Genomic DNA, 13,794 nt, shown 5'->3' with positions numbered 1-13,794 from the left:
ATAGTTTGGAGCAGGCAATGTTCAATTTCAGTGTTTTCCTTTCCGCGCTGGGCATCTCCTTCAGCCAGATCGTCGGCATCGGCCCGCAGAACGCTTATGTGCTGCGGCAGGGCATAGGACGCAGCCACGTGCTGCCCATCGTCGCCATCTGCATCGTCGCCGACGTGTTGCTGATCGCCGCCGGCGTGTTGGGGGTGGGCAAAGTTGTGGCCGGCATTCCCGGCTTCATCAGCGTGGTCACCTGGGCCGGCGCGGCTTTCATCCTGTGGCTGGGGTTCAAGTCCTTCCGCTCGGCGCTGAACGCCGGTGGCATGACGCTGGAGGGCGGCGTGGAGCGCGACCGCAAGAGCGCCATCCGCACCATCCTGGTGGTGACCCTGCTCAATCCCTACGTTTGGCTGGACACCGTGGTGCTGATCGGCAGCGTGTCCTCGGTGTACGGCGAACACGGTTCGCTGTCTTTCCTGATGGGCAGTCTGAGCGCTTCCGTGCTGTGGTTCGGCGCCATCGGCCTGTTCGCCGGCAAGCTGGCGCCGCTGTTCACCAAGCCTGCGAGCTGGCGGGTGCTGGACTGCGTGATCGGCTTCGTGATGCTGTTCACCGCCTCCATGCTGGTCTACAACTACGGGCTATCCGCGCCGCTGCCGCTGTAATCTTCCAACGCCGTTTTCAAGGCCTGCAAGGCCGGCAGTTCCAGCGCCTGGGGCGCATGGCACAAGCCGACGCGGCGGTAGGGCGTCGCACCGGACAGCGGGATGGCCTCCAGGCCAGGATGGTCGTTCGCCAGCGAGGCGGGCAGCAGCGCGACGCCGAGCCCCGCGGCCGCCATGTGGGCGGCCAGCCTCAGGCTGCCGGCCCGCGCGGCCGTCGCCAGCGCCGGCGCCGCGGCGCCGTGCAGATCCAGCAGCCGCTGGTGGCTGGGATGGTCCGGGCAGACGATCCAGTCCGGCTCGTCCAGCAGCGCCATATCCACCTGATCGCGCGCCGCCAGCCGGTGGCCGGCCGGCACGGCCAACACGAAATTTTCCTCCCACAAGGGCAGAAACAGCTCGTCCTCGCAGCGGCCGTCCTCGGCCGCCAGCCGCGCGTCGCCGCAGCATCCTTCCCGCGTTTCCAGCAATATCGCCGGTTCGGCCCGCGCCGCGCGCGCCAGCAAGGCTTCCAGGTGGCTGCGGCTCACATCGCCGTCCACGCCCAGGCATAGCGGCAGGCAATCGCGCCGCTGGCGGAACATGCCGGCCAAGGCCTGTGCCTGAGCCAGCATCCGGCGCGCCTGCGGGTAGAGCAGGCGGGCGTTTTCGCTGACATCGACTCCGCGGGGCTGCCGTTCGAACAGGCTGACGCCCAGCTCATCTTCCAACTGGCGTATGGTGACGGACAGCGTTGGCTGGGTGACGAACAGCCGCTGCGCCGCCAGCGTGATGCTGCGCTCCTCGAAAACGGCGACAAATGCCTTTAGTTGGCGAATATCCATAAAAATAATCTATTTCAGGCAGAGATTTTTATCATTTTTCAGTCGGCATGGCGGTAAATATACTGCATGGCATCTGTTTCGTATCGATAAATCTTATGGAAGGAGAGAGTCCATGAACAAGCCCCTGATCGTGATCACCGGCGCGAGCTCCGGCATCGGCGCCGCCGCCGCCAAGCGGTTTTCCCAGGCAGGCCACCCGCTGCTGCTGCTGGCGCGCCGCGTCGACAAGCTGGAGGCGCTGGAATTGCCGAACACCTTGTGCCGCCGGGTGGACGTGAGCGATGGCGCCCAGCTGCAGGCCGCGCAGGCCGAGGCTGAGGCGCGCTTCGGTCCTGCCGACGCCATCGTCAACAACGCCGGCGTGATGCTGCTGGGCGCGATGGCCAAGCAGGATCCCGACGAGTGGCAGCGCATGCTGGACGTCAACGTCAAGGGCCTGCTCAACGGCATCCACGCGGTGCTGGCCGGCATGGTGGCGCGCGGCCGCGGCACCATCATCAACATCAGCTCCATCGCCGGGCGCAAGACCTTTCCCAACCACGTGGCCTACTGCGGCACCAAGTTCGCCGTGCACGCGATCTCGGAAAACCTGCGCGAGGAAGTGGCCGCCAGCGGCGTGCGGGTGATCACCATCGCGCCGGGCGCGGTGGAAACCGAGCTCCTGGGCCATACCACCGACGAAGCGATCAAGGCCGGCTACCAGGAATGGAAGCAGCAGATGGGCGGCGTGCTGGAGGCGGATGACGTGGCCGAGGCCATCGCCTACGCCTACGGCCAACCGCAGCGGGTGTGCGTACGCGAGATCGTGCTGGCGGCCACCGGGCAATCAGCCTAAGCGACTCGGGGCGGCTTCAGAGGTCGGCATAGGAAAGGGGCGGTCCGCAGCAGCGGCCCGCTCTTTGCATAGATATTCTCACTACGTAATAAGTGTAATTTAACAGCAAAATAAAGACATAAAGTTAGAATATCAAATTTAAATTTTATAAAAATTTATTCTTTCCAGAATGATTATTCATTTGCCATAAAAAGATCTCCGTGACGCAATACTCAAGGAGAAAGAGATCATGACAAGGAAAATCATCACGCTGTGCGCGCTTGGCGCGGCCCTGGCAGGCCAGGCCGGCGCGGCGCTGGCCCTGCCGGTGAACAACAGCTACATCCAGTCCAGCGCCAATGAGATCCGGGGCTTCCTCGGCTCTTACGCCCGCCCGACGGTTTATGTCGACCAGAGGGCCTGCGGCGAGCCGCAATCCAGCGCGATGGCCTGCGGCCCTTACACCATCAGCGTCGGCACTGGTTTCCTGCAGCAGCAGGAAAACAGCTACGGCAACTACGTGGCCAAGTTCATCCTGGCGCACGAGTGGGGCCATTCCGTCCAGTTCACCCGCGGCATCAACCGCCAGCCGCCGATGCAGGAACTGCAGGCCGACTGCGTGGGGGGCACCTTCGCCAAGTACGCCGAGACCAATCTGCGCTATTCGAGCTTCATCGAGAATGCGGTGGCTTCGGCGCGCGACGCGGCCGACTACGCCGAGCACGGCACGCCGTCGCAGCGCGACTACTACTCGCGCTACGGTTACGCCAACGGCTTCAACGTCTGCATGACGCGGATCTGACGATGAAGAGGGCAACCGTGTTGATCGCAGCGGCCGCAGGGACGGCGGCCGTGGCGGCATGGCTATGGCTGCCCACTCACTTCGCGATGGCGGGCGGCGCGTCCGGACAGGCGCAGCCCGTCGCCACGAAGGGGGGCGGATCGGAAACGGAAGCGGCGGGGAAGGCTGCCAGGCCCGCGGCCGATGGCTTCAGTTTCGCGGTGGGCGGCGACCCGTCGGCGCAGCTGCAGGCGGCCGCCTCGCCGCCGGAAACGCCGGCGGAGCGCGCTCGCAAGCAGGAGCTGCGCAAGCTGGGCTACATGATAGACGCGCGTTATTACCAGATGTCGCTGGCCGACCTGCGCATGGCCGCCAGCCGCGGCGATCCGCAGGCGCTGACGCATCTGGCCGAGCGCTATCTGTTCCAGCTGGACGGCAAGCCCAAAGAGCCCGACTACCAGCCGGACTTCCGCTACCGCGAGGAAGCGCGCGAGGCGTTGCAGCAGGCATACGCGCGCGGCAACCTGCATGCGGCGGCCATCATCTCGGAGAGTTATCTGCTGGACAAGCAGCCGGAAGAGGCTGCCGCCTGGAACCTGGTGGCGCGCCGATCCGGCGACACCCTAAGCGCCGACTGGCTGCTGAAGACCAAGGACTACCAGGCGCTGACCGCGCAGCAGAAAGCCAACGCCGCGCGGCGAGCGGACCAGTTGTGGCAGTCGCTGCAGCGGCGCAAGGCCGCGGCCGGCTAGTCTGAGGGGACGCGGCGCTTCAACGCGGCCTGCCGGGCCGCAGCGAAGCGCCGCGCACCTCGAATTTCACCGCCTGCACCACCTTGCCGTCGCCGCCGCGCAGCTCCAGCCGATGCCGGCCCGGCCAGGGGAACCAGGCCAGCTCCGCTCCGCTTCCCAGCCGCTTGCCGTCCAGCCACCATTGCGGCTTGGCCACGCCGCGCGCGCGCAGCACCATGCGCTGGTTGGCCGGCGGAATGTCCGGGTCGAGCGCGAAGATGCTGCCGTCCACCGGCGCGGCGATGCCCGGGGTCAGGTCGGCGGCGGCGCCTTTCTGCGGCACGATCAGGGCGCGCTGGGTGCCGGCCAGGAACCACTCGGTCCGGGGCGCGGCCACGTCGCCCTGATAGCGGACCCGCTGGCGCACCAGGCCGGCCGGCGGCGCGGGCGGCGGCAGGGGCGCGGCCGATTGCTGGGCGCGGTCCAGCACGGTCTGCCAGACCGGCGCCGCGCCGTGCATGCCGGATACGTCCCACATCGGCTCGCCGCTGGCATTGCCTACCCAGGCCGCCACCGTGAAGCGGCGTGAGAAGCCCACCGCCCAATTGTCGCGCATGTCCTTGCTGGTGCCGGTCTTCACCGCGCTCCAGTACCGGGTGGACAGCGCGCTTTCCAGGCCGAAGGTGAGCGCGCGCGCGGTGCGGTCGGACAGGATGTCGGCGATGATGAAGCTGCTGGCGGCGTCGAGCAGCCGCGCCGGTTTGGGCTTGGCGTCGGTCAGCGTCCAGCGCGGCGGGCTGGACAGGCCCTGGTTGGCCAGCGTGCGGTAGGCGTTGGCCAGGTCCAGCAGGCGGATGTCGGCGGCGCCCAGCGCCAGGCTGTAGCCGTAGTAGTCGCCGTCCTCGGTCAGGGTGGAGAAGCCCAGCTTCACCAGCCGGTCGCGCGCGGCGTTGGGCGTGACCATCTCAATCGTCCGCACCGCCGGGATGTTCAGCGATGACGCCAGCGCGCTGCGCACCGGCACCAGCCCCTTGAAGTCCTTGGAGTAATTTTGCGGCGCGTACAGGCCGCTGCCGGTCTGCAGGTCCAGCGGGCTGTCGTCCAGCAGCGAGGCCGCGGTCAGATAATGCTTTTCCAGCGCCTGCTGGTACAGGAAGGGCTTGAGCGTGGAGCCGGCCTGGCGCGGCGCGGTGACGCCGTCCACCTGGGCGGCGTTGGACAGGCCGCGGCCGCTGGAGCCCACCCAGGCCAGGATGTCGCCGCTCTGGTTGTCCAGCACCACCAGCGCGCCGTCCTGCACATTGCGCTGCGACAGCGCGGACAGGTGGCGTCGCAGCGCGGCGGCGGCGAAACGTTGCAGCGGCAGGTCCAGCGTGGTCGCCACCCGGCTGCCGGCGGCGAAGCGGCGCGCCTGCTGCAGCTTCTGGGCGAAATGCGGCGCGTCCTGCTCGGCCAGCGGATTGGCGGCTCGGCTGCGGGCCAGGGCCTGGGTGGCGCGCACGCCCAGCGCCGCGCAGTCCGGCTTGCGGCCCATGTCCTGCAGGATGCGGCAGGCGCGGCCGGCTACCTTGTCCGGCGCGGCGTTGGGCGCGCGGATCAGCGCCACCGCGATCGCCGATTCTTCCAGGTTCAGTCCGGACGGCAGCTTGCCGAACAGCGTCGACGACAGCGAGGACAGGCCCACCAGTTCGCCGCGGAAACCCACCAGGTTCAGGTAGGCCTCCAGAATCTCCGCCTTGGTCCAGTGCTGCTCCAGCCAGGCGGCGGACCAGGTTTGGCCCATCTTCTGCCACAGGCTGCGCCCCCCCTTGCCTACCTTCAGATCATCGTCCAGCAGGCCGGCCAGCTGCATGGTCAGCGTGGACGCGCCGCGGGTGCGGGTGTTCCACAGATTGGCCCAGGCAGCCGCCGCCGCGCCTGACCAGTCCACGCCGCTGTGCTGGTAGAAGCGCTTGTCCTCGGATAGCACCAGCGCTTGGCGGAAGGCGGGGGAGGTGTCCGCCAGGCCGACCCAATCCTGCCGACGCGCCTGCTTGTCGACGCGCAGCCGCTGCAGCACCTGGCCGTGGCGGTCCAGCAGCGTCACGTCGGATGGCTGCCAGGCGGCCTTCACCTCTTTGAACGTGGGCTGGGCCCAGGCGGGTGAGGAGAGCAGGGCGAGAATGAGGAGGCTGGCGTTGTAGCGGGTCACTGGGGGCTTTGTTCTGTTGCAAGTAGTGGGGGCAAAGTCACGCGCAAGACGCATTGTATAGCGTTATTGATGTTTGCTGTGCGGGCAGATCTTTCATGGCTATATTATGCTTTGAGTATTTCGTTTCTTGCACGTTCTTTCATGGACAGGGGGTTGCGATGGCCAAATTAGCTGAGAATCAAAGCGTAGATAAGTCTGAAGAGCTGCAGAAGGCATTGCAGCAAGCACGATTCAAAGGGGAATTTTTGGGAGGCGGATTTAGTCTGGTACCTGCTACGCATCCATTAACACAGGAGTTTGGCTTAAGGATCGCAACTGCTGAGCAGAGTATTGGCGAGGCAAATTTACTTATTGTACAGCATGCGGATACAAAGGCTGTTCAATTCATCTTTCCGGCTCAAAGCAGGCAGCCGATTTACCAAGAGCAAGCCGTCCACGATTTTAGCTTCATTCAATTTAGACAGTTAGGGCCGACAATCGCCGATGCAACAAAGTGGCTGGTTCAGGGAGCGCTCAAGGTCCCGCAAAACCTCGCGACCGACGCGGTTTGGGCGGCAGCCCGGGCGATCGAGATTGCCGACAAAACCGAAGGGTTTATTGCATTGGCTGATGGATATGTGCAACTGGCCACTCCTGAGCGGCTTGCCCAAGCGCGGGGTAAGCGGGTCTTGCTATTTGTTCATGGGATTTTTAGTTCTATTAAGGGAGCGTTCGATAGTCTCGGCTCTTCCAGTCAGGCTACAACCATGCAGGCTCTTGTCAATGCCTATCATGGCAATGTGTTTGGATATGATCATTGGACTATCAGCAAGACACCTCTTGAGAATGCGCTGGATCTACTGGATAAAATACCTGTGGGAGCGAATTGGTCAGTCGATCTGGTGTGCCATAGCCGAGGAGGGTTGATCGCCCGTTCTTTGTTCGCCGACCCTTCGCCAAATGCCTTGCTTAAGAATGCTACGCTTAAGGGGATTTTAGCTAGGCGAGAGGGGAAGATCGGAGCGGTGGGTAAGGTTTTCTTTGTTGCAGCGGCTAATCAAGGATCACAACTTGCAAATCCGGATGATATATGTAATTTTCTTAATATGGCCGCATTGCTTGCTTCAAAGTCTCGGTGTTTCTCGTTGGATGTTGTGATTGGCTTAGCCCGATTGCTTGTCTCTGCGGCTTTTGATCTGCCAAGCATTCAAGAATTATCCACTACTTCTAGCCTTGTTAGCGATCTTAATGAGATCGGGAGCCTGATGTCCGATCAGAATGTGTACGGGGCACGCGCCGACTTCGATTGTGCAAGGTCAGTGTTGTTGGAAGCGGGGGTGTTGCTCGATAAATTGTTGATGCAAGTCGATAACGATTTAGTGGTTCCATATCAGGGGGTGGCCTCTCCTAATCCAAATATACCCAATGCCAGATTGCTGGCTTTTGGTAATCCTGATGCCAAGCAAGGAACGGTATGGCATACCGAGTTTTTCGCACAGCCGGAAATGCACAAATTTTTGCTTGATAATTTGACAAGGGCATAAGCAAGCGGTGTTTGCTTGGCTTTGCGCCGAGTGATCAGGATTATTTGGCCTTCAGTTTGTTACGCAGGGGGCATCGATCAAGATAAAATCCGGGCGAATCGATGCGGACAGCGCAAATCGCAGAACAAGGAAGTTAACGCTGAACGAGCGCTTTCTGACTAGGACGTTGCGGCAAAAATCGGGCTTCTCGGTTAGAACTGCTCCCGCGCGTTGAAGATTTTCACGCCAAAGCGGCCCCTCTTCCAACGGAGAGGGGCCATTCCCATCACTTTCCGCCATCCACTACTTTAAATACTCCATTCGGCGACATCCCGAACACTTCCGGCGCGTACATCGCCTCCACCCTGGTCGGCGGCAGCTTGAAGGTGCCGGGATTGTTCAGCCGCATCGTGTATTCCACCTTCAGCTCGCCGCGCGGCACGTAGCTGTAGTAGGCGCGGTAGCCGGCGAAGCGGCGTTCGATGTAGTCGGCGTAGTCGCCGCCGTTGCCGGACTTGGCGTCGATGGCGGAGTCGCGGCCCAGGCCGCCGCCCTGGATCGCCGCGCCGGCCGGGATCGGGTCGTCCACCACCACCCAGCTCATATCGCTCTGCGCCTGGATCGTCAGCGTCACCTTGACCACGTCGCCGGGCTGGTATTGGCCGTCCACCTTCTGGCTGACCGGCGTCAGCGTCTTCTTGATGCTGTAGCCGGCGTAGCGCGCGGTTTTCAGCGGGATGGCGGCCTCGGCCTGGATGGTGGCCCACGGCGAGCCGGAGCCGGCGTGCTTGAGCTGCAAGCTGCCGGCGGAAGACAGCCATGGCAGCAGGCCCAGTTGCTTGACGCCTTCCTGCGGCCAAGACAGGCTCAGGCTTGCCTTGCCGAGGACGGCGCGGGTCTGGCCTGTCACCGGCGCGGTTTCGAACTGGCGCGAGAACTGCGCGGTGGCCAGCGAGCCCCACAGGTTGGCGGTGGTGGTGCCCCAGTGGCCTTTCTGCTGGCGGGCGAGCAGGCCGGTCAGCAGGCGCGGCATGTCTGCCTGCCAGTCAGGCAGCTTGCGGGCGGCTAGCAGCAGCTTGGCGGCGTTGACGTCGCCGTTGCCCATCAGCCACCAGGCGTTGTCGTTAGCCTCGGTGCTGAAGCCCATTTTGGTGCCCTGGTAGGTCAGGCGGGCGCGCAGCAGATTCGAGGCCTCGGATATGCGGCCGGCGCGCTGCGGGATGTCCGCCGCGCGGTTCAGCAGAGACAGCCAGTCCACCAGCATCGCGGTGCCCATTTTCTGCGGGTTCAGGTCCAGCACGTCCAGCATCGCCGGGCGGAAGCGGCCGTAGCGCGACAGCGCGTCCATCGCGGCCAGGCGGCGCGCGTCGGCATCCTGGCGGCTGGTGGGCAGGTCGCGTTTCAGCTTGCCTTCGACGAAGGCTGACAGGCCGTCCAGCATCTTGCCGCGGGGCGCTTCCGGGATCGTCATGCCGGCCTCGCTGGCGACGGACAGCAGATAGCTGGTCAGCACGTCGCTGCCGCGGTCCGGCGCGCCTTCGCCCAGCGGGAAGTAGGCGGCCAGGCCGTTGCCGTCCAGATACAGCGGCAGTTCGCTCATCAGTTGGTCCCAGCGCTTGCGGTCGGACAGGCCGATGGCGATGGAGCTGCGCTGTTCCAGGCAGGCGTAGGGATAGTCCTCGAACCAGCGGCGCACGCCGGGCAGGCTGTTGCCCAGCCTGGCCTGCAGGCTGACGCGGATGCCGCCGCGGCCCGGCAGCGCGCCCGGCGGAGGCGCCACCGGGATGGACAGCTCGGGCGACACGCGTTGCAGCGTGGCCTGCTCCACCGTCACCGGCACCGCCGGGTCGATCTGCTGCTTGACCGCCAATTTGTCGGCGGCCTTGCCGTCCACCTGCTGGGCGGCGAAGGTCCATTGCGCTTCCTTCAGGCCTTCCGGCACCGTCACGTTCCAGCTGACCAGCCGCGCCTCGCCCACCGGCAGGCTGACCTCCCTGGCCGGCAGCGCCGGGAAGCCGGACGCGGCGGCGGATACCTTGACCTTCAGCGGCTTTTCGCCACCGTTGCGCACGGTGACGCCGGCCTGGAATTGGTCGCCCTCGCGCGCCAGCGGCGGAATGCCGGAGCTCAGCTGCAGGTCTTGCGTCACGTTGAAGCCGGCTTCGCCGGTGCCGAACATGTCATTGCCGACATCGGCCACCGCCACCAGGCGGAAGCGGGTGAGGGCGTCGTTGATCGGCACCTTGATCCGGGCGCTGCCGTTGGCGTCCAGCTTCACGCCGGGCTGCCATAGCAGCAGGGTGTCCAGCAGCTCGCGCGTCGGCGCCTTGCCGCCGCCGCCGCCCGGCGGCAGCGATTTGCGGCCGTAATGGCGCTTGCCCACCACTTCCAGTTGGGCGGTGGCGGTTTCCACGCCGTAGCTGTGGCGTTGGTACATCGCCTGCATCAGCTCCCAGCTGTGGTTGGGCTGCAACTCCAGCAGCGCTTCGTCAACGGCGGCGAAGGCCACCTCGGTGCCGGCCGGCGCCGGTTTGCCGTTGGGCAGCTTGACCTTGACGGTGACTTCGGCGGTCTCGCGGATGCCGTAGCTCTTCTTGGCCGGCGTTACTTCCACGCTCAGCCGCTTGGCGGCGTCGCCCACTTGTATCTCGGCGACGCCGTATTTGAAGGCCGGGCGCGACAGGTCCACCATCGCCGTCGGCGGCGCGTAGTCGCCGCCTTCGTTCCAGTAGGCGTCCCACCATTCCGACGGGCTCTTCCAGCCCCAGGTGAAGAACGAGTACCACGGCACGTCGCGCACGCGGCCGCGCACGGCCAGCACCGACACGTAGACGTTGGGCGTCCAGTCGGGGCCGATTTTCAGCTCTATCGTCGGGTCTTTGCCTTCCAGTTCCACCACGCGGGTTTCCAGGATGCCCTCGCGCTCGATGGCCAGCCAGGCGGTGGCCTTGCGGAACGGCATGCGCACCTGGAAGCGGGCGGTTTCGCCGGGCAGGTAGCTGGTTTTCTCCGGCAGGATGTCGATGCGGTCGTTGTTGTCGACGTCGAACCACAGCTCGTCGTGCTTGCTCACCCAAACCGATTGCGCGGCCTGGGCGACGTTGCCCTGGTCATCCTTGGCCTCCGCGATCAGTTCCATGTCGCCGGCGTCCTTGAGATTGATGTCGCAGAACACCAGGCCGCGGGCGTCGGTGGCGCCGCTGCACACCTTGCCCTTGTCGTCGGTTTCCTCGTTGTGGTCCCAGGCGTAGAAGCCGCCGACCAGCCGCTTGCGGCTGGACAGGTAGCGGTGCTCGCGCAGCGTGACCTTGACGTCCTTGTTGGCGATGGGCTTGCCGGCGGTGTCCAGCACCACGGCTTTCAGTTGCAGCGCGCGGCCGGCGGTGATCCAGCTGTCGACGCTGACGCCCACCTGCAGCGCGGCCGGCCACAGCGGAATGCGGCGGGTGATGGTCTGGGTTTCGCCGTTGGGGTCGCGGTAGGCGGCCTCGGTCACCAGGTCGTAGCGGCGGTCCAGCCTGGGCAGCTTGTCGACGGCCACCTTGCCGTTGCCGTTGGCGTCCAGCTTCAGCGCGGCCTTGTCCAGCACCACCTTGCCGTCCAGCGAGCCCTCGCTGTTTTCCCGGCTGCGCTGCGGCGGCGAGAAGGTGAAGCCGTCGTAGGCCTTGATGCGGGTGTAGGCGTCGGCCAGCATCGCGCTGACTTCCACCGGCCAGTCCTTGGCCGGACCGCCGTTGCCCCAGGACATCGACACGTTCAGCGGCACCTGCTTGGCGCCGATGTTGGCGCCCTTGGCGGTGAAGATGCGGCCGGTCATCACCGGCAGACGGAATTCCTCGACGCGGAAGCTGCCGCTGCGCAGCGAATAGCCATCCAGCTCCGGGCTGGACGGCTTAGCCTTGTCGTCCGGGCCGCGCGTGCCCTTGCGCTCCAGATACAGCGTGTATTCGCCAAGCTTGGCCTCTTTCGGCAGAGCAAAGCTGCTTTCGGCGTAGCGGCCGTTGCGCCAGGCCAGCGGCAGGCTGACTTCGTCGCCGCTGCCGTCGTGGACGATGCGCAGCTGTTGCGGCAGCTGGTTGGGCTTCAGCTGGGCCAGGCCCTTGCCGGCCTGCACCCGCAGCAGATGCTTCATCGACACCGTTTCGCCGGCGCGGAACAGCGGGCGGTCCAGGATGGTGTGGGCCAGGATGGACGGACTGTCGTTCCATTGCGTGGGGAAGGGGAAGCGCCAGGATTCGATGCCGCGGTTCCAGCCGGAACGGACGAAGGACACGTCCTCGTTGCCCTGCGCGTCCTTGGCGTGGGCGGTGACGAACAGGCCGGACAGCTCTTCGTCGGACGAGCATTCGCCGCCGTTCAGCTGCTTGCTGATGCTGGCGATGCCGTTCTTGTCGGTCTTGCCGGACCACAGCGCCTCGCCCTTGCAGTCGTAAACGCTGATTTTGGCGTCCGGCACCGGCTTGCCCTTGTCCAGCGTGGTGACCCACACCGAGGCGTTCTCGCCGGAGCGCTTCAGGTGCACGGCCATATTGGTGACCAGGGCGGCGGTGCGCACGTACATCGGCTTGTCGGCGCCCAGCAGAGACTTGCCCAAGAGGCGGGACGACACTTCTACCACGTAGAGGCCGGGCTTGGGCAGCGGAATGCCCACCACCTCGAACGGCCACTTGCCGTTCTTGTCGGGCTGCGTCGGCAGCTTCAGCGGCGCGGCGTCGCGGTTCTTATTCAATAGCGACACGCGCCGGCTTTCCACGGTTTTGTCCTTGCCGGCCGGCAGATTGCTTTCATGGTAGCGCTGCACCTTGGCCAGCCACGCCATCATGTCGGCGTCGTTCAGCAAGTGCAGCGCCTTGCCGCCCAGCTGTACCGACTTGATGCGCAGATCGGCCTCCACGCCGCGCAGCGTGATCGGCAAGGTGGCGTCGGCGCCGGATTCGATGATGCCGAACGGCGCGGCGGCGAACTTGGCCAGCGGCGGATAGTCGCCCAGCTTGAACGACAACGGGAAGCGGCCGGCGTTGACCAGCGGCCTGCCCACCTCGTCTCGGAAGTCCTTGGGCAAGGTCAGCGTCAGCGTTTCCAGCGGCGGGAAGGGCGGCGCGAAGCTGATGCTGTCCACCGGCTCGCCCTTGCTGTGCTCCTGGGGCTGGGGCGCGCGCTCGGCGCCGCCGCCGGACAGCCGCACGGCCATTGCCAGCTTTTCCGGCACCGGCGAGCTGAAGTTCAGCGTGATGGGCTTGAACGGGATGCAGGCGCCCTTGGCGCTCTCGCGCTGGCAGCTCATGCCGGCGCTGAAGGCAGGGCGCACCTGGAAGTCCAGCTTGTCGGGCTTGCCGGCGCCGCGAAGATGCACCAGCGACAGCTTGCTGTCGGGCGCCAGGCGCTGGTCGCAGCGCACGGTCAGCACCCGGGCGGCGTCCTTTTGCAGCTCCAGGTGCTTGAGCAGCGCCGCGCGGTCGGGCGCGGAGAGCGGCCGCGCCGGAATGCGCTCGGGCAGGCTGGACGATTGGCAGTACAGCGACGACGGCGCCACATTGGCCGCGTTGAATTTCAGCACGAAGGCTTGGTCTTCCTCTATCCGCCCCTCGTTCGGCCAGCTGCGGCTGACGATCGGGAGCCCGGTGAAGAACCGGAAAACCGGCCCGTTCACCGCGTTGCCCTGGGCATCCTTCAGACCGGGCTTCAGCGTGAAGCGGCAATCGGTGTTGGCGGCCGGCGTCTCCGGCAAATCCAGCGCCCAGGTCTTGTCGTCCACCCAGTGGCCTTTGCCTTTCAGCCCGCAGCTCCAGGTAAACGGCGCGGGGGCGGCGCTGTTGCCCAGCGCGACCATGCTGGCGGAGAAGGTGGCGCGCACTTGGCTGGCTTCCTTCACCTCTCCTTGCGGGCTGAAGGTCACCACGCCGGCCTGTGCGGCGGGAGCGGCGAGGATGGCCAGCAGCAGGCCGCGGCGTAGCAGTGTCTTCATGGTGTCACCAGGGGGCGATTGGGGCCGGGAGGCGCGGTTCGGGGCGGGAAGATTCATTCTCTCAGGATATTTTTTCTGCCGGAAATGGCAATTCGCATGAGTCGCGATGATAGCAGATGAGGCAGGGAGTCGTGAGGGGCGCGGGAAAATCCTCAGCAATATCAAGCGGGAACCGCCGGAGATTCTCGGCGCCACCCCGGCCGGAGCCGCGAGCGGCGGGCCTTTGGGCCGAAGTTGGGGCCGTGCGGGGTACAGACAAGCGCCCCCGCGTGCTATACTCTTTGCTTCGTTGGGTGCGTGGTGTAACTCCGCGCAGCGCCGATTCCATGCCGTCCG

The 13,794-nt window shown here is 65.3% G+C and carries 8 protein-coding genes; 5 read left to right on the top strand and 3 right to left on the bottom strand.

Annotated features, from left to right (window positions below; all coding sequences use genetic code 11):
• Positions 1-17 precede the first annotated feature (17 nt).
• Positions 18-653 (top strand): LysE/ArgO family amino acid transporter, encoded by a 636-nt coding sequence (locus CV_RS12550; RefSeq protein WP_011136114.1) that lies wholly within the window; start codon positions 18-20, stop codon positions 651-653.
• On the opposite strand, the gene CV_RS12545 is transcribed toward CV_RS12550, so the two are convergent.
• Entirely contained in the window at positions 623-1,474 is an 852-nt protein-coding gene (locus CV_RS12545; RefSeq protein ID WP_011136113.1) for a LysR family transcriptional regulator, read from the bottom strand. The genes CV_RS12550 and CV_RS12545 overlap by 31 nt on opposite strands.
• 112 nt (positions 1,475-1,586) lie before the next feature.
• Here CV_RS12545 and CV_RS12540 point away from each other — a divergent pair, with 112 nt between their 5' ends.
• From CV_RS12540 to CV_RS12530, 3 genes are all read left to right on the top strand, one after another.
• Positions 1,587-2,309, top strand: a complete 723-nt coding sequence (locus CV_RS12540) for an SDR family oxidoreductase (RefSeq protein ID WP_011136112.1) — start codon at positions 1,587-1,589, stop codon at positions 2,307-2,309.
• 229 nt (positions 2,310-2,538) lie between these two features.
• A complete protein-coding gene (locus tag CV_RS12535) occupies positions 2,539-3,090 on the top strand; it encodes a hypothetical protein (RefSeq protein ID WP_011136111.1) in 552 nt (183 codons plus the stop codon).
• Between the two features lie 2 nt (positions 3,091-3,092).
• Positions 3,093-3,821 carry a hypothetical protein gene (locus tag CV_RS12530; protein ID WP_011136110.1) on the top strand — a complete coding sequence of 243 codons (729 nt, stop codon included), beginning with the start codon at positions 3,093-3,095 and terminating at the stop codon, positions 3,819-3,821.
• Positions 3,822-3,840: 19 nt separating this feature from the next.
• Here the strand turns inward: CV_RS12530 and pbpC are convergent, their stop codons facing one another.
• Entirely contained in the window at positions 3,841-5,991 is a 2,151-nt protein-coding gene (pbpC, locus tag CV_RS12525; RefSeq protein ID WP_043596215.1) for a penicillin-binding protein 1C, read from the bottom strand.
• Between the two features lie 158 nt (positions 5,992-6,149).
• Here pbpC and CV_RS22930 point away from each other — a divergent pair, with 158 nt between their 5' ends.
• On the top strand, positions 6,150-7,514 hold the full coding sequence (locus CV_RS22930; protein ID WP_011136108.1) for an esterase/lipase family protein: 1,365 nt from the start codon (positions 6,150-6,152) through the stop codon (positions 7,512-7,514).
• Positions 7,515-7,779: 265 nt separating this feature from the next.
• Here the strand turns inward: CV_RS22930 and CV_RS12520 are convergent, their stop codons facing one another.
• Complete coding sequence (locus CV_RS12520) at positions 7,780-13,458, bottom strand: Ig-like domain-containing alpha-2-macroglobulin family protein (RefSeq protein ID WP_115610134.1); 5,679 nt, start codon at positions 13,456-13,458, stop codon at positions 7,780-7,782.
• Between the last annotated feature and the right edge of the window lie 336 nt (positions 13,459-13,794).

Origin of the sequence: Chromobacterium violaceum ATCC 12472 (assembly GCF_000007705.1) — a bacterium.
GTDB lineage: Bacteria > Pseudomonadota > Gammaproteobacteria > Burkholderiales > Chromobacteriaceae > Chromobacterium > Chromobacterium violaceum.
The sequence above is the reverse complement of the archived record's forward strand: the minus strand, read 5'-3'. Positions and strand labels throughout refer to the sequence as shown.